At 58.5% G+C, this 26,594-nt stretch carries 23 protein-coding genes and 1 tRNA gene; 16 read left to right on the forward strand and 8 right to left on the reverse strand.

The features are described from left to right. Positions 1-118: 118 nt before the first annotated feature. Positions 119-706: a malonic semialdehyde reductase gene (locus HMPREF2527_RS01590; RefSeq protein WP_049340324.1), complete on the forward strand. Its 588-nt coding sequence runs from the start codon at positions 119-121 to the stop codon at positions 704-706. Between the two features lie 152 nt (positions 707-858). Here HMPREF2527_RS01590 and HMPREF2527_RS01595 read toward each other — a convergent pair whose 3' ends face one another. The 5 genes from HMPREF2527_RS01595 to HMPREF2527_RS01615 all read right to left on the reverse strand — a co-directional run bounded on the left by HMPREF2527_RS01595 (position 859) and on the right by HMPREF2527_RS01615 (position 5,747). Next, positions 859-1,812: a DUF4232 domain-containing protein gene (locus tag HMPREF2527_RS01595; RefSeq protein ID WP_070505914.1), complete on the reverse strand. Its 954-nt coding sequence runs from the start codon at positions 1,810-1,812 to the stop codon at positions 859-861. 2 nt (positions 1,813-1,814) lie between these two features. Then, a complete protein-coding gene (locus HMPREF2527_RS01600) occupies positions 1,815-2,135 on the reverse strand; it encodes a 2Fe-2S iron-sulfur cluster-binding protein (protein ID WP_005507166.1) in 321 nt (106 codons plus the stop codon). Between the two features lie 293 nt (positions 2,136-2,428). Beyond that, positions 2,429-3,694 (reverse strand): cell wall biosynthesis glycosyltransferase, encoded by a 1,266-nt coding sequence (locus HMPREF2527_RS01605; protein WP_070505916.1) that lies wholly within the window; start codon positions 3,692-3,694, stop codon positions 2,429-2,431. After that, positions 3,694-5,286: a DNA repair protein gene (locus HMPREF2527_RS01610; RefSeq protein WP_070505918.1), complete on the reverse strand. Its 1,593-nt coding sequence runs from the start codon at positions 5,284-5,286 to the stop codon at positions 3,694-3,696. The genes HMPREF2527_RS01605 and HMPREF2527_RS01610 overlap by 1 nt, the downstream gene beginning before the upstream one ends. A gap of 385 nt (positions 5,287-5,671) precedes the next feature. Further along, positions 5,672-5,747: transfer RNA gene (locus HMPREF2527_RS01615), tRNA-Arg, on the reverse strand. A gap of 499 nt (positions 5,748-6,246) precedes the next feature. Between HMPREF2527_RS01615 and HMPREF2527_RS01620 the strand changes: the two genes are divergently transcribed. From HMPREF2527_RS01620 to HMPREF2527_RS01630, 3 genes are all read left to right on the forward strand, one after another. After that, positions 6,247-8,097, forward strand: a complete 1,851-nt coding sequence (locus HMPREF2527_RS01620; protein ID WP_044150793.1) for a phosphoenolpyruvate carboxykinase (GTP) — start codon at positions 6,247-6,249, stop codon at positions 8,095-8,097. Positions 8,098-8,456: 359 nt separating this feature from the next. Further along, on the forward strand, positions 8,457-8,927 hold the full coding sequence (locus HMPREF2527_RS01625) for an RrF2 family transcriptional regulator (RefSeq protein ID WP_049340331.1): 471 nt from the start codon (positions 8,457-8,459) through the stop codon (positions 8,925-8,927). Between the two features lie 611 nt (positions 8,928-9,538). After that, complete coding sequence (locus HMPREF2527_RS01630) at positions 9,539-10,720, forward strand: FAD-binding oxidoreductase (protein ID WP_070505920.1); 1,182 nt, start codon at positions 9,539-9,541, stop codon at positions 10,718-10,720. 156 nt (positions 10,721-10,876) lie between these two features. Here HMPREF2527_RS01630 and HMPREF2527_RS01635 read toward each other — a convergent pair whose 3' ends face one another. Beyond that, positions 10,877-12,283 carry a phosphomannomutase/phosphoglucomutase gene (locus HMPREF2527_RS01635; RefSeq protein WP_070505923.1) on the reverse strand — a complete coding sequence of 469 codons (1,407 nt, stop codon included), beginning with the start codon at positions 12,281-12,283 and terminating at the stop codon, positions 10,877-10,879. Positions 12,284-12,420: 137 nt separating this feature from the next. On the opposite strand from HMPREF2527_RS01635, the gene manA reads away from it, so the two are divergent. The 3 genes from manA (at position 12,421) to HMPREF2527_RS01650 (ending at position 15,543) form a co-directional block, all read left to right on the forward strand. Beyond that, positions 12,421-13,608 carry a mannose-6-phosphate isomerase, class I gene (manA, locus tag HMPREF2527_RS01640; protein WP_070505925.1) on the forward strand — a complete coding sequence of 396 codons (1,188 nt, stop codon included), beginning with the start codon at positions 12,421-12,423 and terminating at the stop codon, positions 13,606-13,608. A 299-nt stretch (positions 13,609-13,907) separates the two neighbouring features. Further along, positions 13,908-14,177 carry an ACT domain-containing protein gene (locus HMPREF2527_RS01645; RefSeq protein ID WP_070505928.1) on the forward strand — a complete coding sequence of 90 codons (270 nt, stop codon included), beginning with the start codon at positions 13,908-13,910 and terminating at the stop codon, positions 14,175-14,177. Positions 14,178-14,187: 10 nt separating this feature from the next. Beyond that, entirely contained in the window at positions 14,188-15,543 is a 1,356-nt protein-coding gene (locus HMPREF2527_RS01650; RefSeq protein ID WP_070505930.1) for a PFL family protein, read from the forward strand. A gap of 114 nt (positions 15,544-15,657) precedes the next feature. Here the strand turns inward: HMPREF2527_RS01650 and HMPREF2527_RS01655 are convergent, their stop codons facing one another. Next, positions 15,658-16,800, reverse strand: coding sequence for a DNA polymerase III subunit delta' (locus tag HMPREF2527_RS01655; protein ID WP_070505932.1), 1,143 nt, complete (start codon positions 16,798-16,800; stop codon positions 15,658-15,660). Then, positions 16,797-17,513 carry a dTMP kinase gene (gene tmk, locus HMPREF2527_RS01660; RefSeq protein ID WP_083294444.1) on the reverse strand — a complete coding sequence of 239 codons (717 nt, stop codon included), beginning with the start codon at positions 17,511-17,513 and terminating at the stop codon, positions 16,797-16,799. The genes HMPREF2527_RS01655 and tmk overlap by 4 nt, the downstream gene beginning before the upstream one ends. A 160-nt stretch (positions 17,514-17,673) precedes the next feature. On the opposite strand from tmk, the gene HMPREF2527_RS01665 reads away from it, so the two are divergent. The 9 genes from HMPREF2527_RS01665 (at position 17,674) to rlmB (ending at position 26,133) form a co-directional block, all read left to right on the forward strand. Continuing rightward, the gene (locus HMPREF2527_RS01665) at positions 17,674-18,876 is read left to right on the forward strand and encodes a trans-sulfuration enzyme family protein (RefSeq protein ID WP_070505934.1); all 1,203 of its coding nucleotides are present in this window, start codon (positions 17,674-17,676) and stop codon (positions 18,874-18,876) included. A gap of 48 nt (positions 18,877-18,924) precedes the next feature. Next, positions 18,925-19,242, forward strand: coding sequence for a DUF2516 family protein (locus HMPREF2527_RS01670; RefSeq protein WP_005507153.1), 318 nt, complete (start codon positions 18,925-18,927; stop codon positions 19,240-19,242). Between the two features lie 220 nt (positions 19,243-19,462). Continuing rightward, positions 19,463-20,200 (forward strand): phosphoglyceromutase, encoded by a 738-nt coding sequence (locus tag HMPREF2527_RS01675; protein WP_049338203.1) that lies wholly within the window; start codon positions 19,463-19,465, stop codon positions 20,198-20,200. 167 nt (positions 20,201-20,367) lie between these two features. After that, positions 20,368-21,510: a sensor histidine kinase gene (locus HMPREF2527_RS01680; RefSeq protein ID WP_012904157.1), complete on the forward strand. Its 1,143-nt coding sequence runs from the start codon at positions 20,368-20,370 to the stop codon at positions 21,508-21,510. A 41-nt stretch (positions 21,511-21,551) separates the two neighbouring features. Continuing rightward, the gene (locus tag HMPREF2527_RS01685) at positions 21,552-22,235 is read left to right on the forward strand and encodes a response regulator transcription factor (protein ID WP_005507150.1); all 684 of its coding nucleotides are present in this window, start codon (positions 21,552-21,554) and stop codon (positions 22,233-22,235) included. A 15-nt stretch (positions 22,236-22,250) separates the two neighbouring features. Then, a complete protein-coding gene (gene ispD / locus HMPREF2527_RS01690) occupies positions 22,251-22,994 on the forward strand; it encodes a 2-C-methyl-D-erythritol 4-phosphate cytidylyltransferase (RefSeq protein WP_049358236.1) in 744 nt (247 codons plus the stop codon). A gap of 73 nt (positions 22,995-23,067) precedes the next feature. After that, positions 23,068-23,550: a 2-C-methyl-D-erythritol 2,4-cyclodiphosphate synthase gene (gene ispF, locus HMPREF2527_RS01695; RefSeq protein ID WP_005509302.1), complete on the forward strand. Its 483-nt coding sequence runs from the start codon at positions 23,068-23,070 to the stop codon at positions 23,548-23,550. An 82-nt stretch (positions 23,551-23,632) separates the two neighbouring features. Then, positions 23,633-25,051: a cysteine--tRNA ligase gene (gene cysS / locus HMPREF2527_RS01700; RefSeq protein WP_049358237.1), complete on the forward strand. Its 1,419-nt coding sequence runs from the start codon at positions 23,633-23,635 to the stop codon at positions 25,049-25,051. Positions 25,052-25,146: 95 nt separating this feature from the next. Then, complete coding sequence (rlmB, locus tag HMPREF2527_RS01705) at positions 25,147-26,133, forward strand: 23S rRNA (guanosine(2251)-2'-O)-methyltransferase RlmB (protein ID WP_005507146.1); 987 nt, start codon at positions 25,147-25,149, stop codon at positions 26,131-26,133. The last annotated feature ends 461 nt before the right edge of the window (positions 26,134-26,594 follow it).

Consider the following 26,594-nt stretch of genomic DNA (forward strand, 5'->3'; position numbering starts at 1 on the left):
GTGTGCGCCTCTTGAATTGTTGGGGGCTGGGGGAGGAAGATGTGCTTGACAGGTAATGCATCACCCCGTAATGTTTTACTCGTAAAGTAATTAGGAACTTAGAAAAAGGAGCACCACCATGACCCGCCTGAACGACGAACAGCTCATCAACCTCTTCCACGAGCCGCGCACCGTCTCCTCCTTCACCGAGGAGCCCGTCACTGACGAGCAGCTGCGCCGCATCCAGGAACTGACCTTCTACGGCCCCACCGCCTTCAACAGCCAGCCCCTGCGCATCACCTGGGTCAAGAGCCCCGAGGCACGCGAGCGCCTCGTCGCACACCTGGCAGACGGCAACAAGGCTAAGACTCAGGCGGCACCGGTCACCGCGATTCTCTCCGCAGACGCAAACTGGGTAGAGCATGCTGACACCTTCAACCCCAACGCTGCCGGCTTCATCAAGGGCTTCTACACCTCCGAGGAGCTTGCTACCCCCGCCGCTGAGCTGAGCGCTCACCTGCAGGCAGGCTACTTCATCACCGCGATCCGTGCACTCGGCCTGGATGCCGGCCCCATGACCGGCGCAGACTTCGCCGGCATCAAGAAGGAATTCTTCGCGGACAACGCAGAAATCCCCTTCCTGGTCGTCAACCTCGGTCACGGCGAGGCGCCCGCATACCCGCGCGGTGCACGCTTCAGCCACGATGAGGTTGCCCGCTCCCTCTAAGAGTGCGCGGCTACCGCATAGCTAAAGCTAAACCCTAGGTTTATAGACAGTTCAAGGGCGGTTCCCCATCGAGGGGAACCGCCCTTGAACTATATGCGAACTATATGCGCACACAACGTGCCAGAGATGTTGTCACATCTGCAACGGGCGCGTTAGCGGGCACCAAATTGACCCACCGACAGCTGCGGAACAGACGAGGAACATGCGGTCGTATCCAGCGGAACAATCACGCCACCGGAACCGGAGGGAAGACCCACCAGGAAGCCCTGAACCGGGCGGCTACCGCAATCGTCACCGAAGCGTGCCGGGTACACCGAACGCAGTACCGCGGTGGTGCTATCGCCGGGGTTGAGGGTCACTCCCGCAGGGTTCATGTACTCGTCGGAGGTGGAAGCCTCACGACCAACCCAGGTTCCCGAGGGGCCCGCATGGACCACGCGCGGGTAGCCGCGCAGGGTGCAGGGGGAGTTCGAGGAGTTCTGGAAGTACAGGGTGTAGTTTCGGGCGCCGGGGGAGCCTTCTCCAATGGCAACCGAAACGTTCAGGTCGTCCAGATCGCACTGGGTCGGTCCCTCAGCAGCGTTATTGTTGGAGGAGTTAGAGGACTTCTCCGAAGAGCTCGAAGAATTCGAGGAGTTGGAAGAATTCGACGAGTTCGAGGAACCGGAGGAGTTCGAAGAGTTGCCCGAAGAGCGAGAACCCGACTGCGAAGACGAGTCTGAGCTCTTCTGGGAATCCTGCTGAGAATCAGAGTCGTCCGACTTGTTCTGCTCGGAACCCTTGTGGGAGGACTCAGAGGAATGAGAGTCAGAGTTCTGCTTCGACTCGTGAGTCTCGGTGTGGGAAGAAGACTCGGAGTGATCAGAGGAAGAGCCGTGGTTCTCCGCCTCGGGGGAGTTCACCACGGTAATGGAGCCCGGAGTCACCGAAGGGGTAGCCCCGTCAGAAGCTACTCGAATCGTGCCGGGCTTGACCGAAGCCGAAGCACTCGGCTGCGCCGAGGTGCCTTCAGCTTCCTGACCGGCCTGGGACGCGCCGCATCCACTGAGCGCTAGCACGCAACAGAGGAGGGTGGTTGATGCGAGTACCTGAGCCGATTTAAACATGATTACATCGCCGCCTGCATTTGGATTTCTGCTCCGTCCATACCGGGGGCGTACTCGACCTGGCAGCACAGGCGGGAGTACTCGTTGGCGACATCGTCGACCATGTCGAGCAGATCCTGCTCAGCTTCGGTACGTTCACCGGAAGCTTCGAAGTGCTCGGGGTCGATGAAGCCGTGGCAGGTAGCGCAGGATGCGTTACCACCGCAGGTTGCGAGGACCGGCACACCGTTAGCCTGGAGGGCTTCCAGGAGGGTGTGGTGGTCTTCCCACTGAATGTCGTAGTTTACGCCTGCTTCGTCAGTGACCTTAATCGTTACGCCCATGCGTTCTCCTTCTTCTGTAGTGATGCGTTTCTATTGTAGAGGTAGGGGCTGTTATTCACCGTACTTTGTGGCGCATCCCCAACCCTACCGTCACGCATATCACGGGAACGCATATTAATTTTTATGCTGAGTAGCATGTCTGTATTGCCCCCAGTCTACCCCGTATTGCCCTGACAACGCGGGATATAGGCGCATATGAATACTGCCCCCAGATGCAAAGACATGCTGGGGGCAGTATAAAGAACCGGCACGCGGGCGCGCTTCAACGGCTATGCTTCAACTGTGACGAAGACCTACTCGGATTCCTTCTCCGCCGTCTTCTCCGCGCTCTTCTCGGCGTCCTGCTTTTCTGCGCTGTGGTCATCAGTATTCTGGGTGTTTCGTCCCGAGCCGCGCACAATACCGCGTACACTATCGCGCGGATCAGCGTAACGCAGGTCGATACCGAAGGTATTGCGGATCTGGCGCGCCGAGTTCAGGTGCCAGCGCTGCGAATCCGAGGGGGTTACGGAGGTGACCGCCTTCTGACCCGGAGCCAGCTTCTCATGGCGAATATCGTAGTGTTTACCGCCCATGGTGATGGTGAAGCCGTGCTCCTGCAGCAACTGCACGAACGCATCCACATCGTGCGGAATCTTGCGGCCGCGCTGCCTCTTTGTACCGCTCATCCTCGGCTGCGACTCGAAGGGGTTGCGGCTGGGCGCGGCGCCGCGACTAATGCGAATGACCTGCTGGTCGGAGTGCGAGAACTCCACCTGGTAGCCGTTGAGCGAGTACACGGTGCGGCTACTGCCGGGAATCGGGCGGCGGTCCTCGGCCTCATCCAGGATGCGGGCAATGTACTCGCCGGTCAGTCCGAGCGATTTGAGCTGAGCCTGAGCCTCGGGGGAGAGCTGGTAGCCTCCGGCGAGAGCCTGCAGCGGGCGTAGCGCGAGCACCTCGGCGGTCAGGGGGTTGAGCACCACCTGGTAGCCTTCCTCTTCATGCGTGTAGAGGGTGACTTCTCGGCCGTAGCGGTTCTCTTGCGCGCTTTCTTGAACCACCGTGCTTGCGGGGGATTCGATGATGTCCAGAAGCAGCTCGTAGGTGAGCCCGTGGCGCATCATGTAATCCATTACGCCGGGGAGCACACCGTAGATGCGGCGGCGCGGCGGCACGTCACCGTAGAATTCCTTCTCGATGCGCGCGGCAATACGCTGGTTCTCCAGCGGCACCTCGGTCAGCGGAATGAGGCGCTGGTTGGAGGGGCGAATCTTGGCGCGCGCGGCGGCGGGCTTGGGCGCCTGACGGTATGCGTCCACGAGTGCCTGCTGCTGCTCCATGAATTCCTGGGCAATGAGCGGTAGGAGGGTGAAGTACAGCTCTGCCGCTTCGGGCTTGAGTGCGCCGTTCTCATCGAGTAGGGACGCGCCGTCCTTGGAGAGCAAATCCCACGGTTTATCGCTTGCACTGTTCTCTTCGGAGCCCTGGTTCTCCCGGTAGCTATAGGTTGCGAGGGAAGCAAGCTCCTGCAGGCGAACGTACACCTCAAGAGGAACGGTAATCTGCTTCGCGGACATTATTTCTCCTCCTCAACGGTGTTTTCTGCCTGGGTTGCCTTATCTTCTGCCTGCTTTGCCAGGGTGTTGCTGAGCTCTTCGAGCTGAGCCTTACGCAGGGCTTCCGCGTGCAAGTGATGGAAATCCGGGGTCTTCGCCAGAGCCATAACGGTCCGCTCATCGGGCGAAATCGCAATTTCCAGACCCTGCGCCGCGTAGATGCGGGTCCAGCCTTCAGCCATGCGCACGCTCTCGGGGTTGCTCAGGGCATGAAGCATCAGATCGAAGACGAAGGGCGGGTTCTTCTTCAAGAAGGTGCGGGCGCGCTCGCTGAATTCGAGTTCCAGGGCGTTGAGCGAGTTGTATTCGCCCTGCGCCAGGGATGCCTGCGCCGCTTCGTTGTATTCGGCGTCGTATTCGTCAATGACCGTAATGACTTCTGCGGAGGCGGTGTTGACGTCCACCCGGTAATCGTCGTGGGTGAAGCGAATCGTCCAGTCGTTGAGTCGTTCTGCCGCGCCTTCACGCAGGATGGTGCGCACGAGCTCTTCGCTGATGTTTTCGCGTTCGAGGCGGGCGCGCAGGCTCGGGCGCAGGCGGTAGCTGCGTTCGCGGTCCTCTTCGCTGACGCCGCGAGGCGCGGTCGGTTCGGCGGCTACCGGCTCTGCGGCGGGAGCGCTCGGGGTAGGCGCGGCAGGCTTCGGCGCACCTGGTTTCGGCGCGGCAGGCTTCGGGACCGTAGCTATCGGTGCAGCGTGGCTGAGCACGGGCAACTCTTCAGCAGATACCTGTTCGGTACCCGCTACCGACTGCGCGGCTTCCGGGGCGGCGGCTTCGGCCGCCTGCTGGCGGGCGCGCAGACCCTCCAGGTACTCTTCGATGCGCGGCGGTCGGTAGGTGAGCGTGGACTTGCGGAACATACCGGGGGAGGGGGCACCGGGAGTCGGTGCGGCAGGCTTCGGCACTGCAGACGTAGGAGTTGCGGGTTTGGGCGCAGCTGGCTTCGGTACAGTGGGCTCGGGTGCCGCTGCTACAGACGTTGCAGCGGTAATCGTTGCCGGGCTCGGCACCGGTGCGGTCTTTTCTGCGGGTGCTTCTTCCGGCACGCTGGGAACCGGGCTGGGGGCTTGCGCTGCGCGGGCCGCAAAGAGCGCGGGGGAAGGCGCAGGCTTCGGGGCTGCAGGCTTGGGCGCAACAGAAGCGCTAACTTCAGCATCCTCAATTACTGCAGATTCTGTGGGGTTAGGTTCAACCTCAACATCAGCCGTAGAGTCTGCGGTAACTTTGGTTGTCTGCTCCTCATCGCTGAGCTCATCGTCGCCACGACGCAGAGCGGCAACGAGTTCCTGGCGGGAAGTATAAGGAATGATTTCCTCGGGCGAATCGATATATCGCGGGAAATTCTCGTAGAGAATCTTCGCCGCGGCCTCAAAGAGCTTCTCCGCGGTGGTGTTGGCGGCGGGTGTGCAGGGGCAGAGGAGCTCCTGGCGCTGCGCGTCATAGAGGGACCAGTGGGCGCATCGTTCGGTGGGCGGGAAGTAGTCGAGTGTTCCAAGGTCGGCTATATCGATGAGTGCACCTATCAGGGACTGCGGAATGGATAGCTGTGCCATAGTGCTCCTTCGCGTTGTCTGCTCTCCAGCCTATGTGTGGAGGGTCCTCTTTCCATCCTATGCGTTTTTTGGCGGGTGTGCCCCGGGGCACGTCATCTGGGAGCATAAATCTGTGGATTCACAGGTTGGGGTGCTTTGGGGCGCGGTTTTTGGCACGGATGGGGCAGCGTCAGCTGGTGAAGCGTCCTTGCTACACCTAGCTAGAGCCTGCGGCGTGTCGTACTGCAACATGTTGTACTGTGCAGTGGCTTGAGCTCTGCCCGGGGCTTGTGTCAGAGCGTTTTCAGCGCGCTTGTTTCCCAAAGATGTCTTCCAGGGGTGTGTCTTCCGGGGTCTATCTTCTGGGCATACAAAAAATCCCCGGTTCCAAAGAACCGGGGATCGGTGGTGCGCCCGAAGGGATTCGAACCCCCAACCTTCTGATCCGTAGTCAGATGCTCTATCCGTTGAGCTACAGGCGCATGTTCCTCGCTTCGGATTTCTTCAACCCGTCGCGGCAACAGGTACTACTATACGGATGTCTCCAAGGGTGCGCAAGCCGAAAAACTCGAAATTGACCCAAAATCCCCTCCGAAAGACTCGATAATGCCCTGTTTTACCGCATGATTCCGGGGTTTTTGGTGGCGTAAAATTTTTTCAAAATATTTTCTCGGCACCCTAAAACCGGTGCTGTAGGCCCCTAAAATCCCCGAAGGGTCCCGCCATACGACCTAAAAATTCTTTACAGAAATCTTCTCGTACTCTAAGAATGTGATGCGCAGAACTTAAGAAATGGTGTCATAGAAAGCTCTGCAGACCATTAATGCGTTATTCTGTAAGCATCACGAGGAAGTGGAGACTGTCCAAGCGTGCATATTCACATTTGTTTGCACGCTTGTAGTGTTTAACTGCTTCTTTGTTACCGCAGACCTAACCGGATCAATGTAGTATCCGGGCCACCGATTGAAGGGGAAAATGTCAATGGCTGACACCTCAACTCGTACTCTCTCTGCCGAACTCGAAAAGGAGCTGCAGAGCGCACCTACCACCCACCAGGGCCTCCTGGATTGGGTTCGCGAGGTTGCGGCACTGACCCAGCCCGCACACATCTACTGGGTCGATGGCTCCCAGGAAGAATATGACCGCCTGGCACAGGAACTGGTTGACGCCGGTACCTTCGTTCGCCTCAGCGATCACGAATTCCCGAACTCTTACGCAGCTTTCTCCGATCCCGACGACGTTGCACGTGTCGAGGAGCGCACCTTCATCTGCTCCGAGACTGAAGAAGGCGCAGGCCCGACCAACAACTGGCGCGACCCCGTCGAAATGAAGCAGACCCTGACCGGTCTGTTCGAGGGCTCCATGCGCGGTCGTACCCTGTACGTCATTCCTTTCGTCATGGGCTCCCTGAAGGCTAAGAACCCCAAGATTGCTGTTGAGCTCAGCGACTCCGCATACGTTGTCTGCTCCATGCGCATCATGGCAACCATTGGTAAGGACGTTCTTGCCAAGCTGAACGAGACCAACGGCTTCTTCGTCAAGGCTCTGCACTCTGTTGGTGCACCCCTGGAGCCCGGTCAGGAAGATGTTCCCTGGCCTTGCAACCCCGAGAAGTACATCGTCCAGTTCCCCGAGACCCGCGAAATCTGGTCCTTCGGCTCCGGCTACGGCGGTAACGCACTGCTCGGTAAGAAGTGCTACGCACTGCGTATCGCATCCGTTATCGGTCGCGATGAGGGCTGGATGGCAGAGCACATGCTCATCCTGAAGGTCACCAACCCCGAGGGCAAGGTTCGCTACATCTCCGCAGCGTTCCCTTCCGCATGTGGCAAGACCAACTTCGCAATGATGGAACCCACCATTGACGGCTGGAAGGCTGAGATGGTCGGCGACGACATCGCATGGATCGAGTTCGACGAGAACCACCAGGCACGCGTGGTCAACCCCGAGGCTGGCCTGTTCGGCGTGGCACCGGGCACCGGTTACTCCACCAACCCGAACGCTATGAAGGCTATCGCCAAGGGCAACACCATCTTCACCAACGTTGCACTGACCGACGACGGCTCCGTCTGGTGGGAGGGTAAGACCGATGAGGCTCCCGAGCACCTGATTGACTGGACCGGTCAGGACTGGACCCCCGAGTCCGGCCGCCCGGCAGCTCACCCGAACTCCCGCTTCTGCACCCCCGCATCCCAGGTCGACATGCTCGCTCCCGAGTACTACGACCCCGAGGGTGTGCCGCTGAGCGCTATCGTTCTGGGCGGTCGCCGCAAGACCACCATCCCCCTGGTTTCCGAGTCCGAGAGCTGGGAGCAGGGCGTCTTCCGCGCAGTTACCCTCTCCTCCGAGACCACCGCGGCTGCTAAGGGCGCTGTCGGTGTGATTCGCCGCGACCCGATGGCAATGCTGCCCTTCATCGGCTACAACGCTGGTGATTACTTCAAGCACTGGCTGGACCTGGGCAAGAAGCACGGCGCTGAGAATATGCCGAAGGTCTACTACGTCAACTGGTTCCGCCGTACCCCCGACGGTGGCTTCGCATGGCCCGGCTTCGGCGAGAACTCTCGCGTTGTGAAGTGGATCTGCGACCGCCTCGACGGCAAGGCTGGCGGCCAGGAGACCTTCCTGGGCACCGTTCCCACCAAGGAAGACCTGGACCTGACCGGTCTGGAAATCTCCGAGGAAGAACTGAAGGCTGCTCTGGCTGTCTCGAAGGAAGAATGGGTTGCTGAGCTGCCCAGCATCGACGAGTGGCTCGAGAAGTTCGGCGACAAGCTGCCTGCTGAGGTTCGCGAACAGCGCGACGCTCTGGCGAAGGCTCTGGAGGGCTAAGACACTCCAGCTAATACCTAAGGTTTAGCGCATTGAAGGAGCGGAATCTCCCGATGAGATTCCGCTCCTTCCTTCTGCTTGGGGAAAATTTGAATCCCCGTCAGCTGGGGGGAATGATAAGTTTTCTCGCAAAGGTGTGAATGTAAGGCTATGCAGTCCACTTGCTCTTGAGAAATACTTTAAATCCCCGCCGGGGTGGTTGGGGCACAGAAGCAGCTGGTTATAATTTCTTGCCTCTCTTATCACCCCTATACAATTCCAATGTAAGATTTTTGAATGCGCATGGCTTTCACGAGCTGCGCATATCCGCTGCTACATGTACTGATATGTGGTGGCACGAGAGATTAGAAGGAGTATCCATGCGTTTGACAGCATTCTCGGATGTCTCGCTCCGCGTTCTGATGCTCCTGTCTGCTCTGGAGCCCGGTCAGAAGCTTTCCACCCAGAAGATCGCTGAAGGTGTGGACACCCCCTACAACCACGTGGCGAAGGCTGTAGCTTTCCTCGTGAACATGGGTTACCTGGACTCGACTCGCGGTCGCGCCGGTGGCGTCATGCTTTCGGATGCGGGTCGTTCTGCGACTGTCGGCACTATTCTTCGCGCTACTGAGGGCGATATTCCCATGATTGAGTGCGAGGATGAGAATGGCCACTGCCCCCTCGATAAGTTCTGTCGCCTGCGCAATGTGCTGGCGAAGGCTCGCGAGGCATTCTATGCATCGGTTGATTCGGTGATCATTAGCGAACTGACTGCCGGTGCGCGCCCCGTTGGCCCGGTGTTCGTCGAGCTGGGCTTTGGGCCTCCGGAGAATGCGTTGCCTGCGCGCTAGTCGTAAGTATTCAAGCGATACGTGATGCCTGTGGAGCTTTCCGGTGGGAGGCTCCATAGAGTTTTTAAGGCATTCTTGCGGCTAACGCGGGGCTGTTGGGATTTTCCCGGTGGCTTTCTGCGGAGGTTTTTGAGGGGGTGTCGGGGGTGTCTATGCCTCTGTCTGCGGGGGTGCTGGAACCTGTGTGATTCCTGAATTTGTGCAGGAAATACAGAAAATTGCAAACTTGCTTTTCAAATGCAGAAAATGTGACCATATTCATTTTTGCACCACACTGCATACTTTCCCGGGTAAATATATTTTCACTCCGGTATTTTTATACATGTTTCCAGGCTGGTCACCCGCCGATTGTAGAAGTGCGACTGAAAATATATAGTGTGACGCGCAACTCTATCTTTGAGTCAGGGTGAACCATAAGTCGCATCCACAGTGCCAAATAACCCTCAGAGCATGACCTGCACTCAGCGCAAACACCCCGCAAAATGCTACGGTAAGGGTGCTTTATAAACACTCCGTCACCAACTGAGTTGTCCGAGTGAACGCCCCAGCATCACACATATCAAGGGCATCATCACAACGACCGAGGTGACCACACAGGAAGAAGGCATGACATGCTCTCTGAGAAGTCCCGCCCCATTATTGAGGCAACGCTGCCCATTATCGCTGAGCGCATCAACGACATTACCCCCGACTTCTACCGTCGAATGTTTGCTGCCCGCCCCGACCTGATGGACGGCATGTTCTCCCGCTCCTCTCAGCTCGAAGGCACCCAGCCCCGCGCACTTGCAGGCTCCATCGCTGTGTTCGCTTCCTACATCGTTGAGCACCCGGACTCCTACCCCGACGAAGTCCTCTCCCGCGTTGCTCACAAGCACGCCTCCCTGGGCCTGAAGGAAGAAGAGTACCCCACCGTCTACAAGTACCTCTTCGAGGCAATCGCCGCTAACCTGGGCGATCTGGCTACCCCCGAAATCGTTGAGGCATGGACCGAGGTCTACTGGCTCATGGGCAACGCCCTCATCAAGCTGGAGAAGGGCCTGTATGCATCCCAGGCAAACGATGTCATGTTCGCCCCCTTCAAGGTCGTTGACCGTAAGGAGACCGGCGAGAACGTCGTCGTGCTGACCTTCGAGCCCGCCGATGAGACCCCCATGACCGAGTCCAAGGGCGGCCAGTACATCTCCATCGTCGTTCCCGCACGTGACGGTCTGCGCCAGGCACGCCAGTACACCCTGCTGCCCAGCGAAAAGAACCAGCGCCGCATCGCTGTGAAGCTCGACCCCAACGGCGAGATGACCTCCATCCTGCACGAACTGAAGATCGGCGACGTCGTCGAGATCTCCAACCCCTACGGTGACCTGACCCTGGAAGGCTTCGGCAACCCCGAGGCACCCCTGTACCTCTTCTCCGCAGGTATCGGCACCACCCCCATGCTCAGCTTCCTCTCCGAGCTGATTGAGAAGGGCTCCCAGCGCCCCGTAACCGTAGTTCACGCGGACCGTAGCCTGGACACCTGGCCCCTGCGCGAAGAGCTCACCGAGCTCGTCAACAAGCTGCCCAACGCACGCCTCATCTCGTTCATCGAGGGTGAGGGTGGCGACTTCGCCGGCCGTGTCGACGTGTCCAAGCTGGACGTGCCCTCCGACGCTAACGTTTACCTCTGCGGCCCGCTGCCCTTCATGCAGGGCGTACGCTCCGCACTGGTGGAGGCAGGCGTCCCCGGCAAGAACATCAACTACGAGATCTTCGGCCCCGACCAGTGGATGCTCCACGACCAGGCTCGCGAAGCGTAAAAACCCCGTAAGCCGGCTCGTCCGCTAGGTTCCTTAAACCCGGCTAGGTTCTCCTCTTAGACAGAAGAACCTAGCCGGGTTTTTAGAACTCAAAATAAAAAGTCCCGCCCCGCAGACGAATCTGCGGGGCGGGACTTTTTAGTAGCTAGCTAGTGCTTAGCCCTGGCGAACCAGAGCCAAAACCTCGTCACGGACGCGCTCCATAGTCGCAACATCCGGTGCCTCAAGGTTCAGGCGCAGGAAAGGCTCAGTGTTCGAAGGACGCAGGTTGACCCACCAACCCTCTTCAGTGTTGGTGAAGGTGGTGCCGTCAGAGTCCTCAACAACCACGGGAGCGTTAGCGTAGTGTGCACGAACGCGGTCCACAGCGGCAGCCTTGTCTTCCAGCTCGGAGTTAATCTCACCGGAAGCAACGTACGGGGAGTACTTCGCGCTGATCTCGGAGAGGGGCTTGTCGCCGCCACCCAGAGCAGCCAGCACGTGCATTGCAGCGAGCATGCCGGTGTCTGCGTTGAAGAAGTCCTTGAAGTAGTAGTGAGCGGAGTGCTCGCCACCGAAAACGCCGTTCTCCTCAGCCATAACAGCCTTGATGAAGGAGTGGCCCACGCGGGTCTTCACTGCGCGGCCGCCCAGCTTCTCAACCAGCTCAGGAACAGCCTTCGAAGTAATCAGGTTGTAAATGATGACGGGCTCTTCATTGCCCTCAGCCTTCGCACGAGCAATCTCGCGCTCAGCAACCAGAGCGGTCACAGCCGAAGGAGTAACGGGCTCGCCCTTCTCGTCGATGACGAAGCAGCGGTCAGCGTCGCCGTCGAATGCCAGACCAATGTCGGCACCGTGCTCAACAACAGCCTTCTGCAGGTCAACCAGGTTAGCCGGCTCCAGCGGGTTAGCCGGGTGGTTCGGGAAGGTACCGTCCAGCTCGAAGTACAGGGGAACAATTTCCAGGGGCAGGCCCGGCAGGATGGTGTCGCCCAGAACAGCGGGAGTGGTCATACCACCCATGCCGTTACCAGCGTCAACAACAACCTTCAGGGGGCGGATGGAAGACAGATCAACCAGCTTGCGCAGGTACTCTGCGTAAGGCTTGAGGATGTCCTTCTCAGAAACGGTGCCGACCTTCTCCACCGAAGGAATCTCGCCCGCATCCAGGTACTTCTGAGCCAGATCGCGAATATCGAACAGACCGGACTCGGAAGACAGCGGAACAGCGCCAGCCTTAGCCATCTTCATGCCGTTGTACTCTGCGGGGTTGTGGCTAGCGGTGAAGGTAACACCGGCAGCGTTCTCAACGCCACATGCGAAGTACAGAACGTCAGTGGAGATCAGGCCGATCTTCTCAACATTTGCACCGCGAGCGGTTGCACCCTGGGCGAATGCATCCATGAATTCGGGGGAGGAGGGGCGCATGTCGCCACCGACCAGGATGGTCTGGCCCTCCAGGCCCAGAATGTCTACGAAAGCCGCGCCAGTGGCACGAACAGTCTCTGCGGTAATGGTCTCGCCGACGATGCCACGCACGTCGTACGCTTTGAATGAGTCATGTAGATTAATAGTAGTCACGCCTTTTATTTTAGCGGTAAAGAAGTGTAATTAGCCTCTATAATGGGCAGGTAAAACCTTATAAATTCTGCTGAATGTATGGGTTTTTTATCACGTCACTTGCTTCAAACAACTCACGTCGAGAGGTATTTTCCCCCATGGGTGAGATTTTTTCCCTAAAAAACCAGATTCAGAATTATGCGTGGGGCTCCCGCGAAATTCTCGGACGCATGCGTGGCGTGCCTGTCCCCACCGAACAGCCTGAGGCTGAGGTGTGGGTTGGCGCGCATCCGGCTGCACCTTCCCGTGCCACCGTTGACGGCACTGAATCCCCGCTCAACGAGCTGATTGTGGAGAACCCCTCCCGCTTCCTGCGTCCGGACCGTATCTCTGACTGGTTCCCCTTCCTCTTTAAGATTCTTGCGATTGATGCGCCGCTGTCCATTCAAGTGCACCCCACCCCCGAGCAGGCTATCGCTGGTTTCGAGGACGAGCAGGCACGCGGCATCGCGATTGACGCGCCGCACCGCAACTACAAGGACCGCTACTCCAAGCCCGAAACCGTCATCGCGTTGACCCAGATGCGCGTGCTCACCGGTGTGCGCACCTCCGAACAGCTGGCAGAACTGGCGAGGGCATTCAAGGCTGACTGGCTGGCAGAGCGCGTGGAGCTTACCCCCAAGCAGCTGTTGACCGAGATTATTCGCATGCCCGAAGACGCTGCCGCAACCGCTGTTGAACAGCTCATCGAGGTGGCAGCACAGCTGACCGGCTCCGAAAACGCGCTCATTGCTGACGCCGCTGAGCTCGTACAGATTGTTGCCGGCAAGTACCCCGGCGACCGCGGCCTGCTCGTCGCATTCGTCATGAACCTGGTGCACCTGGCACCCGGCGAATCCGCATTCACCCCCGACGGCCAGGTGCACGCCTACGTCTCCGGTACCGCCATTGAGCTGATGAACCCCTCCGATAACGTGATGCGCGCGGGTCTGACCGCAAAGCACATCGACACCGAAGAGCTCATCAAGGTTCTCGGCGAAAGCCAGGACGCCCCCGTGATTCAGCGACCCACCCCCGATAACGCACCCGTGGGCACCTATGCCATGTGGGATGAGCGCATGAGCGTAACCCGCATCCGCGTTGAAGAGGGCAAGCCGCAGGAATACACCTTTGAGGGTATTAGTGCCGCACTGAGCGTATCCGGTGAAATCACCATTCACGCGGCAGACGGCAACGGCACCGAAGAGTTCGTGCTGGGCGCCACCGAGTCGGTACTGCACGTGGGTGAGCCCTCCGAGGCAACCTTGAGCGGTAATGGCGAGCTGTACATTGCTTCTTATGTTTAGGAAATAATCCTCGATAACTAAAACTTCTAGACAGTTATAATCTAGCCAGATATAAGGAGTGTCGAAAGATACATCAAGACTGGCACATAATAAAGAATCCACGTTCTTCCCTGTATTTATTCAGACCGGGAAGGCGTGGATTTTTTATGCCCCGAATATGGGATGCAGGGGATATTTTTGTGTCTACCTTACACAGTGTGTTCTGGGTAACCTATAATTACTCTTATAAATATGCGTATACCTGTGCCTTTATGCACCTCTTCATTGGGTACGCAGCCCCAAACCACTAGGAGAACACCGTGAAGATTATCCTCACTGTCACAGGCATCGACCACGAAGGCATCATCGCCGCCGTGACCGCAACCCTCGCCGAGCGCAAGGTCAACGTCCTTGACGTCTCCCAGACCATCATGGGCGAATACTTCACCATGATCATGCACTGCTCCTTCGACGAAGAGCAGCAGAACCTCATCGACCTGCAGGAAGCCATGATTGGTGTTGAGCACGAACAGAAGGTCCAGATTCGCATTCAGGCAGAATCCATCTTCAAGGCAATGCACTCCATCTAAGGCTCCACTTATGCGCAACACCAACATTCTAGAAACCATTCGAATGATCGAGGAGCAGAAGCTCGACATTCGCACCGTCACCATGGGCATCTCCCTGCTCGACTGCGCCGACTCCGACGGTGAAGTAGCCCGCCGCAAAATCTACGACAAGATCACCAGCCGCGCCGCAAACCTCGTCAGCGTCTGCGAAGGTATCGAAGCTGAGCTCGGCATCCCAATCGTCAACAAGCGCATCGCCGTCACCCCTATCGCGCTGGTGGCAGGCGCCTCCAACGATGAGGACTATGTAGAGTTCGCTCGCACCCTCGACGCGGCAGCTAAGGCAGTCGGCGTGAACTTCGTCGGCGGCTTCAGTGCCCTCGTCGATAAGGGCATGACCCCCGCTGACGAAAAGCTGATTCGTTCCATCCCTCGAGCGCTCGCAGAGACCGACGTGGTCTGCTCCTCCGTAGACATCGGATCCTCCCGCGCCGGCATTAACATGAGCGCCGTCAAGCTCATGGGTGAAACCATCCGCGCCACCGCAGACCTGACCGCGGACGCACACGGCTTCGGCTGCGCCAAGCTCGTCGTCTTCGCGAACGCCGTCAGCGACAACCCCTTCATGGCGGGCGCATTCCACGGCGTACAGGAGGCAGACACCACCATCTCCGTAGGTGTCTCTGGCCCCGGCGTGGTACACCGCGCCCTGCTGAAGGTCCGCGGCGAATCCTTTGACACCTGCGCCGAAGAAATCAAGAAGGCAGCCTTCAAGATTACCCGCGTCGGTCAGCTGGTCGGTACCCTCGCCGCTGAACGCCTTGGCGTGCAGTTCAACATTATCGACCTCTCTCTGGCACCCACCGCAGAGATTGGCGACTCGGTCGCACACATCCTCGAAGAGATGGGTCTGGAAACCGTCGGTACCCACGGCACTGTTGCGGCCCTCGCGTTGCTCAACGACGCGGTGAAGAAGGGCGGCCTCATGGCGTGCTCGAACGTCGGTGGCCTCTCCGGGTCCTTCATCCCGATCTCTGAGGACATCGGCATGATTGAATCCGCAGCCGCCGGACACATCAGCCTCGATAAGCTTGAAGCGATGACCGCCATCTGCTCGGTGGGCCTGGACATGGTCGCGGTTCCCGGCGATACCCCCGCCGCCACCCTCGCAGCAATGATTGCCGACGAAGCAGCAATCGGCGTGATGAACCACAAGACCACCGCGGTCCGCGTCATCCCGGCGGTTGGTCTGGGCGTAGGCGACATGGTTGAGTTCGGCGGCCTGCTCGGTCGCGCACCCGTCATGCCCACCCACACCCCCAGCGCGGAGGCGTTCATCGCCCGCTGTGGTCGTATTCCGTCGCCGGTTCACGGTTTCCGCAACTAAGTTTGATTCCGCAACTAAGCCCTAGGCGCGCTGAGAACCAACAGAAAAAAGGGGAGGCACCGAAGATCATCTCTTCGGCGCCTCCCCTTTTTCGCTGTATGAGCTACCAAGAAGCTACTGATACACGAAGCGGCTCATCAATGCCTCAAGCGCCAAACGCGCATTCGCGTTCGTCCGCAGACGACGCAGAGTCAGCTCGACCGCCTGCACATCCTCCAGCAGCTGCTGGGCGGAACGGCGGGTGCAGAACGCCTCCAGGAGCTCACGCAAATGCTCATTGACCAGCGGAGCCTGAGCCGACAGTGCCACCGTCAACGCATCACGCAGAACCGTCTGAACCTGCGCCACGGAACGCAACAGCGTATCGGAGGAAACGCGCTTAGCGCGGCGCTTCTGCTGCTCCTCCAGGCGGCGAACCTGCGCTCGCAAGGACGGAGAAACACGCTCACCCTCGCGAATACCCAGCAGAGCCAGAAGTTCCTGGCGCTCCTGCTCATCTTTGAGAGCGGAGACAGCCTGTGCGTCCTGGTCGGCAAGGTCGGTGAGCTTCTCAGCTGCATTGAAAGCCGAAGAAATAGAACGAACATTCAGAATCAGGGAGGTAATCAACTCCCGACGAGCCATCGCCTGCTCATCGGTCGCCAGACGGTACCCCTCCTGTGCATCCCCCAGAGCCAGACGCGCCGCGCGCTGCGCCAAAGGATCCACCACACCGTGCGCCAGTAGGTACTCGTGCACCTGCGCATCGGTGGGAACCGGCAACTGCACCGGACGGCACCGCGAACGAATCGTCACCAGCACATCGGTGGGGGAGGGCGCCGTCAACAACCAAATCGTATGCGGCGGCGGCTCCTCAATCGCCTTCAGCAGCACATTGGAGGTACGCTCCGGCATACGCTCGGTGTCCTCCACCAGAATCACGCGCCAGCGACCCACGGTCGGGCGGTCCTGAGCCTTCATGACCAGCTCGCGTGCCTCATCAATACTGATGTGCGTCGCCTCGGTACTAAAGTGCGTAAAATCTGCGTGCGAACCGTTCATGACGGTCACGCAGCCCTTGCACTGGCCGCATCCGCGGTCCTGCGGGTCGGGCTGCTCGCACAGCAGTGCGGCAGCGAAAATTTTTGCCGCCTCACGGTGCGGCGCACCGGTCGCGCCCGTGAAAAGCCAAGCGTGCGTGGGGCGGTCGGCGGCAGCGTCCGTGCGTAGCTGCTGGAGCTTATCGGCGGGAATTAGCAGGGTATCCCAGAGGCTCATGAGTCCTCCTTGCCGGTGCGGACCAGCTTGCGGGCGGCAAGCAGAGGCTCAATCACCTCGAGCACGCGCGCGTGCACCTGCTCAATCGTGCCCACACCATCAATGATGCGGTGCGAGCCGTTAGCGTCCTCGCGGGCGATTTGCTCGAACGCACCGTGAATGCGGGCCTTGAACGCGGCGCCTTCAGCCTCAATACGGTCGACGGTGCCGCGCTGATCCATGCGCTCCTGCTCGGCGCTCAACGGCACACTCAGCAGTAGGGTCGCGTCGGGCACCAGATTGGCGGTAGCCCAGCGGCTCAAATCGACGATGGTTTCAACACCCAGGTCACGGCCTACGCCCTGGTACGCGGCAGAAGAATCAATATAGCGGTCGCTCAGCACGATGGCGCCCTCAGCGAGCGCCGGACGAATCAACTGGGAGGCGTGAGCCGCGCGGGATGCCGCGAAAATCAGCGCCTCGGTGCGGTCGTCAATGGTACCCTGACCCGCTTCAAGGACGAGGGCACGCAGCTTTTCGCCAATCTCGGTGCCGCCGGGTTCGCGGGTGGTGATGACACGGTATCCGCGGTCGCGTAGTGCTTCATCCAGCAGAGCGAGCTGGGTGGTTTTGCCGGCGCCGTCGCCTCCTTCGACCACGATAAAAAGCCCGCGGCGACCGGTCGGGTCGGCGGGAAGATTCTGCGCATCGGGGGTGTAGCTGAGAGTATCCATCACTTCTTAAGGGTACCGGGTCTGCCCAAATCCTCGGTGTGGCTTTGGTGACGGTTCTGAACAACGCTGAGTATGCCTGTAGGTAAAAAACATGTAAATCCTGTCCTCTGTTACCGGCGTGGGCGTGCGTTCTGGGCGTGGGTGTGCCAGGCTTAAAAGCATGACTGCAGATAACCACGACATGAATTACTCCGCTGAGACCTTCGTCGTCTCCGGCGGCCGCCCGGCACACGAGCATGACGCGCCGGTGAACCCCCCGATTGTTCTTTCTTCCACCTACCGCGGTGTGGACGCCGTCAATATTGAGCAGGACCGCGTGTACGCCCGCTTCTCGAACCCCACCTGGGAGGGTATGGAAGAGGTTGTGGCGAAGCTGGAGAACGCTACCCAGCCGGGTCTGCTGTTCCCCTCTGGTATGGCTGCTGTCGCTGCTGTCATCGACCTGGTGCCGGTTGGTTCCATTGTTCTGATTCCGAAGCACGCATACATGGCGTCGGTGACCCTGTGCAAGGATTTGGAGCGCCGCGGCATCATTGAGCTTGTTCGCGTGGACATTGAAGACACCGAGAGCGTTATCGCCGCTATGGAGGATGCCGCATCCCGCACCGGCGTGACCCCGGAGAACGTGAACTACTCGGCACCGAAGGTCCTGGCGTGGCTGGAAAGCCCCACGAACCCGATGCTTGAGGTCGCTGACCTGCCTGCCCTGCTTTCTGCTGCTCGCCGCCTGGGCATTGTGACCGCGGTGGATAATACCTTCGCAACCCCGATTCTGCAGCGTCCCCTGGATTTGGGTGCTGACGTGGTGGTTCACTCCGCTACGAAGTTCCTGGCGGGCCACTCCGATGTGCTGCTGGGTATGGCTCTGACCTCGAACGAGGATCTGTACAAGGCGATGCGTCACCACCGCATCACCAACGGCGCAATCCCCGGTCCGGTGGAGGCGTGGCTTGGTTTGCGCGGTCTGCGCACTCTGGCACTGCGTGTGGAGCGTGCTGTGCAGAACGCACAGGTGCTGGCGGAGCGTCTGAGCGAGCACCCCTTCGTGACTGAGGTGCGTTACCCGGGTCTGGAGAGCGACCGCGGTCATGAGGTTGCGAAGAAGCAGATGGACGGTTTCGGTGCGATTTTGTGCGTCACCCTGGATACGGACGCTACGGGTGCCCGTAACGTCGTGGAGGCGTTGAAGCTGTGGACCCCGGCAACCTCTCTGGGCGGCGTGGAGTCTCTCGTGGAGCGTCGTCGTCGCCACGGTAACGAGCCGGATTCAATTCCGGAGTCTTTGCTGCGCCTGTCGGTGGGTATTGAGAACGTGGATGACCTTTACAATGACTTGGTTGAGGCCTTTAAGGTCGTCCGCTAAGCGCTTTGCTAGGGTTGTCTAGAGAAGCTGCTGATTCTAAGGAATACTATGTCTCCTATTCTGCTGGTCTGGTATGTGACCACTTTTGTTGATACGCTGCTGGCTATCGCTGGTGCTGCGGTTGGTGTGCTGGCTTTTGTGCGTGCGTGGATGTCTCCGGCGAACGCGTACGATTTTGCCGGTAAGCGCCCGAAGAACACGTGGCTGGCTTTGACCGGTGGTTCTGCTGCGGTGTCGCTGTTTAGTGTTTTTGCTGCGGTGACTGGCGGCGGTAATACTGTGCTGATTCTTCAGCTGGTTGCTGCTGTGATTAGCTGCGTGTTCCTGGCTGGTGTGTGGCCTTCGGTGGGCCGCCGCCGTTTCTAGCGTTAGCTTTTGCGCTCGCTTTGTGCGATAGATGGTGAAGCCTCGTGCGCTGTCTGACGGGTTTGTCCCGGTCGGATGGTGTGCGAGGCTTTTCCCTTTTTTGGCGGGGTTTTTGAGCCTTTCGTTCTGGTAGAAAAGACCCTTATAAATTTTTGGGAGAATGAATATTTTCTAGGCTCTAAGGCATGACAAACCGGCGGGTAAATGAAAAAATAGAGGTATGACTTACAAACTAGTACTCCTGCGCCACGGCCAGTCCGAGTGGAACGAGAAGAACCTGTTCACCGGCTGGGTGGACGTTAACCTGACCGATAAGGGCCGCGCTGAGGCTAAGCGCGGCGGCGAGTTGCTGGCAGAGCGCAACATCCTCCCCGATGTTGTTCACACCTCCCTGCAGCGTCGCGCAATCAACACCGCAAACCTTGCACTGGATGCAGCAGACCGTCTGTGGATTCCCGTCAAGCGCACCTGGCGCCTGAACGAGCGTCACTACGGTGCTCTGCAGGGTAAGAACAAGTCCGAAATCCGCGAGGAATACGGCGACGAGAAGTTCATGACTTGGCGTCGTTCCTACGACGTTCCGCCGCCCCCGCTGGATGACAACGACCCCTACTCGCAGGCACACGACCCCCGCTACGCGGATGTTGAGAACGCTCCTCGCACCGAGTGCCTGAAGGACGTTCTGGGCCGTATGCTTCCCTACTGGGAGTCGGACATCAAGCCCGACCTCGCAGCAGGCAAGACCGTTCTGGTGGCTGCACACGGTAACTCCCTGCGTTCGCTGGTCAAGCACCTCGAGGGTATTTCCGATGAGGACATTGCTGGCCTGAACATCCCCACCGGTATTCCGCTGTACTACGAGCTGGATGAGAACTTCAAGCCCGTCAAGGCTGGCGAGTACCTGGACCCCGAGGCTGCTAAGGACGCTATTGCTGCCGTAGCAAACCAGGGCAAGTAATACCTCCGGCAGGGTTTCACCCCTGTCATTGTGATGAGCCGTCCACCGTTGAGGTGGGCGGCTCATTGCGTTCTCTGCAGGGTTTCTGCACGGGGAGCCTGTCTGAGAAGAGGGGCGTTCGCCCAAGTGCTGGGTATCGGCCACATTTATACTTATGGGGTACCCGAATGGAAGGGAAGTACATGGATGCCGGTCTGATCGCCTTTATCGCGGGCATGATAGGTCTGCTGGTGGGCGTCCTGAGCATGAACGCGGTGGCGCGTAGTGAGCGGGAGCAGGAGCGTAGCTTGGTGTCGGCGCCGGCGTTGCGTGATGGTGCTGCCCAGGTGCTTGCTGTGATTGGCCGCGCTTACCTGGTGATTGATGAGGTGGGCGGCGTGGTTCAGGCTTCTCCGGGTGCTTATGCGATGGGTCTGGTGCGTGGCCATACGGTGGCGTCTGATGAGCTGGCGGATATGATTCGCACGGTGCGTCATCGCGGTATTTTTGCGGAGCGTACTTTTGAAATTGACCGCGGTGAGGGTGAGGCGCTGGTGCTGGACGTTCGCGTGGCTTCTTTGGGCGACGAGTACATTCTGGTGCTTGCGGATGACCGTACTGAAATTTCTCGTGTGCAGCGTATGCGTAATGATTTTGTGGCGAATGTGTCGCATGAGTTGAAGACTCCGGTGGGTGCGGTGAGTCTATTGGCTGAGGCTATTGAGCAGGCGAGTGATGACCCGGAGGCGATTGAGTATTTTGTGGGGCGTCTTCATAAGGAGACGCGCCGCCTGTCTGCGCTGGTGCGTGACATTATTGAGCTTTCGCGTCTGCAGTCGACCGATGTGATTGCGCGTGGTGGTCCGGTGTCGGTGCCTTCTTTGGTGGCTGATGCGGTGGATCGTTCGCATATTGTGGCGGAGGAGAAGGACATTCAGATTTCTACCCGCATCGAGGAGGTCCCCGAGGTGTACGGTGACGCCGAGCTGCTCGGTATTGCTGTGCAGAACCTGGTGGAGAACGCGGTGCGTTATTCGCCGGAGCATACGAAGGTGGATATTTGGGTGCACCGTGTGGCTGATCAGCTGCTGGTTGAGGTTGCTGATCAGGGCGTGGGTATTCCGGAGGACGAGCAGAAGCGTATTTTTGAGCGTTTTTACCGGGTTGATCCGGCTCGTTCGCGTCAGACGGGCGGCACTGGTTTGGGCTTGAGCATTGTGAAGCATGTGATGACTCAGCACGGTGGTAGCGTGACGGTTCGGTCGATGCCGCAGGAAGGCTCGACGTTTACGTTGGCGTTGCCGCTGAACGAGCCTCCGGCCGCAGTGTAGTGTTAGCGGTATAGGTTTTATGGAATCGAAGGAAGTTATTGATGTCTAAAATTCTGATTGTTGAGGACGAAGAGGCCCTCTCGGATCCCCTTGCGTTTTTGCTGGGTCGTGAGGGTTTCCAGACGATTGTTGTGGACAACGGTCTGGATGCTCTGCCGGTGTTCGACCGCGAGGGCGCGGATTTGGTGCTGCTGGATGTGATGCTTCCGGGCATGTCCGGTATGGAGGTGTGCCGTAAGCTGCGTGAGGTGTCTTCGGTCCCGATTATCATGCTGACCGCTAAGGATTCTGAGCTGGATAAGGTGCTCGGTCTGGAGCTGGGCGCTGATGACTATGTGACGAAGCCGTATTCAGCGCGTGAGCTGATTGCTCGTATCCGCGCGGTGTTGCGTCGTCGTTCGGCGGAAACTGATTCTGCTACTGAGTCGGTGCTGCAGGGCGGCCCGGTGCGCATGGACATTGACCGCCATGTGGTGACGGTTAATGGTGAAGAGATTTCTATGCCGCTGAAGGAGTTTGAGCTCCTGGAGATTCTGCTGCGCAATGTGGGTCGTGTGATGACTCGTGGCCAGCTGATTGAGCGCGTGTGGGGCGCCGACTATGTGGGCGATACGAAGACCCTGGACGTGCATATTAAGCGTCTGCGTTCGAAGATTGAGCCGGATTCTTCTGCCCCGCAGTATGTGGTGACGGTTCGCGGCTTGGGCTATAAGTTCGAGGCGTAGATGGGCTTGAGACTGATGAGTTCTGCTTCTGCGGCGAATACTGCTGTGATTGTTTTGGCGGCTGGTTCGGGTACTCGCCTGGGTGAGCCGATCCCGAAGGCCGCTGTGCGTGTGCATGGTCGTACCCTGCTGGATTATGCGTTGGAGGGTGCGCTCGCTTCGGGTGTTGCTGAGCATGTGGTGGTGACTGTTCCTGCTGATTGTTCGGCGAGTTGCCCGGAGCTTTTGGAGGATGCCCGCCGTGCCGGTGCGTTGATTACTGCCGGTGGTGATACGCGTACTGCTTCGGTGGTTGCGGCGTTGGATGCTTTGAAGGATGCGCAGGTTCCGGTGGATTATGTGCTGATTCATGATTGCGCTCGTGCTTTTACTCCGCCGCAGGTGTATCACCGCGTGCTTGAGGGTTTGGGTTCTGCGAGCCCGCAGGGTGTTGTGCGTGCGGTGATTCCTGTGTTGCCGGTGGTGGATACGGTGAAGACTGTGGATTCTGCTGGTTTGGTGACGGGTACTCCTTCGCGTGCGCAGATGCGTGCGGTGCAGACTCCTCAGGGTTTTGAGGTGGCTGCCCTGTTGGCGGCACATGAGCGTAGCCGTTCCCTGCCTGCTGAGGAGGCTGAGCTGTTGACTGATGATGCGATGGCGATGGAGGCGGCGGGTGAGCCGGTGTTGACGGTTGCCGGTGATGCGGATGCGTTTAAGGTGACGACTCCGATGGATTTGCGGGTTGCTCGCGCGCTGTTTGGTGATTCTGCTGCCTAAGCTTGCCGCCTAACGCCTCTTTTGCGGAGGCACTGCTGCTGAGAAGATGTTTGATCGATTGAAGGGTCCTGTGATGACTGTTATTCCTCGTGTTGGTACCGGTGTTGATGTCCACGCTTTTGGCGAAGAGGGCACTCCTCTGTATATTGCTGGTCTGCATTGGCCGGGTGAGCGTGGTTTGAGTGGCCATTCTGATGGTGATGTGGTGGCTCATGCTGCTGCGGACGCTCTTTTTGCCGCCTCCGGCACGGGGGATTTGGGCTCTAATTTCGGTGTGGACCGCCCGGATATGAAGGGCGCTTCTGGTGTTCGTATTCTTTCTGAGGCTGCGGCGATTGTGCGTGCTGCTGGTTTTGAGATTGGTAATGTGAGCGTTCAGCTGGTGGGTAACCGCCCGAAGTTCTCTCCGCGCCGTGATGAGGCGAACCGTGTGCTGAGCGAGGCGGCGGGTGCTCCGGTGACGGTGATTGCGACGACTACTGATGGTTTGGGTTTGACGGGCCGCGGTGAGGGTGTGGCTGCTATTGCGACGGCGCTGGTGTATCCGCGTTCGTAGGTGTTTGGTTGCTTCGAGCCATTCTGTAACCTATCGCTGATTTACCGCCCCGGCGTTTGAACCGACCCCGTAGAATGAGAGTGTGACTATGCGTTTTTATGATTCAGCTTCCGCGACTATTCGTGAGTTTGAGCCCGTCGTGCCCGGTGAGGCGCGTATCTATTATTGTGGTGCTACGGTGCAGGGTGAACCGCATCTGGGCCACATCCGTTCGGCGTTGGTTTTTGACCAGTTGAGCCGTTGGATGCGTTACCGCGGTTTGAAGGTGACGACGGTCCGCAATGTTACTGATATTGACGACAAGATTTTGGCGAAGTCTGCTGAATCTATGGAGCCCGGTTTTGAGGGTGAATTCCCGAATGAGCAGTGGTGGGCGCTCGCGTACCGTTTTGAGAAGGTTTTTGCTCAGGCGTATGCGGCGCTGGGTATTGATCCGCCGACCTATGAGCCGCGTGCGACCGGTCATATTCCGGAGATGTTTGCTCTGATTCAGCGTCTGATTGATCGTGGCCACGCGTATCCTGCGCTGGATGATTCTGGTGATGTGTATTTTGATGTGCGTTCGTGGGATAAGTATGGTGCGCTGACGAATCAGAGCGTTGAGGATATGCAGGATTCTGCGGATGCTGATCCGCGCGGTAAGCGTGACCCCCGCGATTTTGCCCTGTGGAAGGGTTATAAGGAGGGTGAGCCGCTGACTGCTTCGTGGGAGTCTCCGTGGGGTCGCGGCCGTCCGGGCTGGCATCTGGAGTGCTCGGCGATGGCTGGTAAGTATTTGGGTTCGCGTTTCGATATTCACGGTGGCGGTTTGGATTTGCGTTTCCCGCACCATGAGAATGAGCTGGCGCAGTCGACTGCTGCTGGTGATGATTTCGCGAACTTCTGGATGCATAACGGCATGGTCACCTATGAGGGTGAGAAGATGTCGAAGTCTATCGGTAATACGATTTCGCCGGCGCAGATGCTGCAGATGGCTCGTCCGCTGGTGGTTCGCTATTACCTGGGTAGTGCGCATTACCGTTCGATTCTTGATTACCGTCCGTCGTCTCTGCAGGAGGCGGCAACCGCTATTGAGCGTGTTGAGGCGTTCCTTGCTGCAACTCAGGATGTGCTGAAGCCGGGTCGTGAGGTTCCGGAGGCTTTTGCTGAGGCTATGGATGATGACGTGAATATTCCACGTGCTTTGGCGGTTCTGCATGAGCAGACTCGTGCGGGTAATGCTGCGCTTGCTGCTGGTGAGGATGCTTCGGAGGCGGCTAACGCTGTGATGGCTATGGCTGAGGTTCTGGGCCTGGCGCAGCTGATGAGTTTTAATGCTGAGGGTACTTCGGGTGCTGAGCATGAGGCTCTGGATGCGCTGATTCAGGCTGTGTTGGCGGAGCGTGCTGATGCTCGTGCTCAGAAGGATTGGGCGAAGGCTGATGCGATGCGTGATCTGTTGGCGTCTGCTGGTGTGCAGGTGAAGGACGGCGCGAATGGTTCGAGCTGGAGCGTTGGCTAGAGGGTGATGTGCCCCGCGTTTGTGCGTAAGGCTTAGGTCGCGCGGGTTTCTCTCGCGTAGACTCGTATTCATTACTTTGACGAAGGAAGAGAAGAATGGCTAAGGCAGGTTCGCGCCCGGGCGCTACCAGCAAGAAGAAGGGTGCTACTAAGGGCACTGGTGGTCACGGTCGTAAGGCGCTTGAGGGTAAGGGCCCTACTCCGAAGGCTGAGGACCGCGTTTATCACAAGGCGTATAAGATGAAGCGCGCGGCGGAGCGTCGTGCTGCTACCGGTACGAACCGTAAGTTCCAGACTCGTCTGGGCGGTAAGCGTGCTAGCGATGAGCTGGTGACTGGTCGTAATGCGGTGCTTGAGGCTCTGCGTACTGAGATTCCCTCGAAGCACTTGTACATTATGAGCCGTGTTGAGGTTGATGACCGCGTTCGCGAGATCATGACTATTGCGAATAAGCGCAATATTCCGATGCTGGAGATTCCGCGTAGCGAGCTGGATCGTTTGACTGATGGTTCTGTGCATCAGGGTGTTGCGATGCAGATTCCTCCGTACAAATACCCGGACGCTACTGACCTGGTGCTGGATACTATGGAGCGTTGGCACTCGGGTAAGCTGTCGACTCCGCCGCTGTTTGTTGCTTTGGACGGTATTACTGATCCGCGTAACTTGGGTGCGATTATTCGTAGCGTGTCCGCGTTTAGCGGTGATGGCGTGATTATTCCTGAGCGTCGTTCGGCTGCTGTGACTGCTGGTGCGTGGAAGACTAGTGCTGGTGCGGCTGCTCGTATTCCTGTTGCGATGGCGACTAATCTGACTCGCGTGATTCAGCAGGCTAAGGAGCAGGGTATTTTCGTGATTGGTCTGGATGGCGGCGGCGATATTGAGTTGCCGGCTCTGGAGCTTGCGAATGAGCCGCTGTGCGTGGTGGTTGGTTCTGAGGGTAAGGGTCTGTCCCGCCTGGTGACTGAGAACTGCGATCAGATTGTGTCGATTCCGATTGATTCTGCGATGGAGTCTTTGAACGCGGCGATGGCTGTGGGTATTACTCTGTACGATGTTTCTCGTCGTCGCGCTTCCGCGAACTAAAGTTTTGAAGCTAGCGAGCTACAGCCTGTAGCTCTGTAGTTTGAATAAGGAGGGCGCCCCCGTGAGGGGTGCCCTCCTTTTCTGTGCTCTTCTGCGCTCTCCCCATATGTAGGTGCTCATATATAGGGAGGTGCAGAACGGGGGAGTGCAGCGGTACAGAAATACGGCGGTATGAAATACAGAGATGGGGGAGGGGCGGAGCCCCTCTTCCCATCTTTTCTTCCCGTCTTCTCTTCCTATCTTCTTGATGCTGAGGGGCTCTTCTGCCCTTCTATATGGGCTCTATAGGGAGCTTCTGCAGGTTTTCGAGGTCTTTTGAAGGTTTTTAAACTTTTTTTGAAGAACTTTCGGGAGGCTTATCCTGCGTTGACTAGGGGTTTTGCTGTTCTGTTTAGGTCAGGATGAACCTAAACCCCCGTATTTGTGCTCTACTTCACCCATTTTCGGGTTGCAGGGGCGTT

The organism is Rothia sp. HMSC071B01, from assembly GCF_001808945.1.
Classification (GTDB): domain Bacteria; phylum Actinomycetota; class Actinomycetes; order Actinomycetales; family Micrococcaceae; genus Rothia.

What these genes read in the sequence shown, in the direction of transcription:
- ispF (WP_005509302.1), top strand. Translation starts at nt 23,068, where the DNA reads ATGACTGTTATTCCTCGTGTTGGTACCGGTGTTGATGTCCACGCTTTT.
- HMPREF2527_RS01625 (WP_049340331.1), top strand. Translation starts at nt 8,457, where the DNA reads ATGCGTTTGACAGCATTCTCGGATGTCTCGCTCCGCGTTCTGATGCTC.
- HMPREF2527_RS01590 (WP_049340324.1), top strand. Translation starts at nt 119, where the DNA reads ATGACCCGCCTGAACGACGAACAGCTCATCAACCTCTTCCACGAGCCG.
- HMPREF2527_RS01650 (WP_070505930.1), top strand. Translation starts at nt 14,188, where the DNA reads ATGCGCAACACCAACATTCTAGAAACCATTCGAATGATCGAGGAGCAG.
- HMPREF2527_RS01670 (WP_005507153.1), top strand. Translation starts at nt 18,925, where the DNA reads ATGTCTCCTATTCTGCTGGTCTGGTATGTGACCACTTTTGTTGATACG.
- HMPREF2527_RS01665 (WP_070505934.1), top strand. Translation starts at nt 17,674, where the DNA reads ATGACTGCAGATAACCACGACATGAATTACTCCGCTGAGACCTTCGTC.
- HMPREF2527_RS01675 (WP_049338203.1), top strand. Translation starts at nt 19,463, where the DNA reads ATGACTTACAAACTAGTACTCCTGCGCCACGGCCAGTCCGAGTGGAAC.
- HMPREF2527_RS01685 (WP_005507150.1), top strand. Translation starts at nt 21,552, where the DNA reads ATGTCTAAAATTCTGATTGTTGAGGACGAAGAGGCCCTCTCGGATCCC.
- HMPREF2527_RS01610 (WP_070505918.1), bottom strand. Translation starts at nt 5,286, where the DNA reads ATGGCACAGCTATCCATTCCGCAGTCCCTGATAGGTGCACTCATCGAT.
- HMPREF2527_RS01620 (WP_044150793.1), top strand. Translation starts at nt 6,247, where the DNA reads ATGGCTGACACCTCAACTCGTACTCTCTCTGCCGAACTCGAAAAGGAG.
- ispD (WP_049358236.1), top strand. Translation starts at nt 22,251, where the DNA reads ATGAGTTCTGCTTCTGCGGCGAATACTGCTGTGATTGTTTTGGCGGCT.
- HMPREF2527_RS01680 (WP_012904157.1), top strand. Translation starts at nt 20,368, where the DNA reads ATGGAAGGGAAGTACATGGATGCCGGTCTGATCGCCTTTATCGCGGGC.
- tmk (WP_083294444.1), bottom strand. Translation starts at nt 17,513, where the DNA reads ATGGATACTCTCAGCTACACCCCCGATGCGCAGAATCTTCCCGCCGAC.
- manA (WP_070505925.1), top strand. Translation starts at nt 12,421, where the DNA reads ATGGGTGAGATTTTTTCCCTAAAAAACCAGATTCAGAATTATGCGTGG.
- rlmB (WP_005507146.1), top strand. Translation starts at nt 25,147, where the DNA reads ATGGCTAAGGCAGGTTCGCGCCCGGGCGCTACCAGCAAGAAGAAGGGT.
- HMPREF2527_RS01630 (WP_070505920.1), top strand. Translation starts at nt 9,539, where the DNA reads ATGCTCTCTGAGAAGTCCCGCCCCATTATTGAGGCAACGCTGCCCATT.
- HMPREF2527_RS01605 (WP_070505916.1), bottom strand. Translation starts at nt 3,694, where the DNA reads ATGTCCGCGAAGCAGATTACCGTTCCTCTTGAGGTGTACGTTCGCCTG.
- HMPREF2527_RS01655 (WP_070505932.1), bottom strand. Translation starts at nt 16,800, where the DNA reads ATGAGCCTCTGGGATACCCTGCTAATTCCCGCCGATAAGCTCCAGCAG.
- HMPREF2527_RS01595 (WP_070505914.1), bottom strand. Translation starts at nt 1,812, where the DNA reads ATGTTTAAATCGGCTCAGGTACTCGCATCAACCACCCTCCTCTGTTGC.
- HMPREF2527_RS01600 (WP_005507166.1), bottom strand. Translation starts at nt 2,135, where the DNA reads ATGGGCGTAACGATTAAGGTCACTGACGAAGCAGGCGTAAACTACGAC.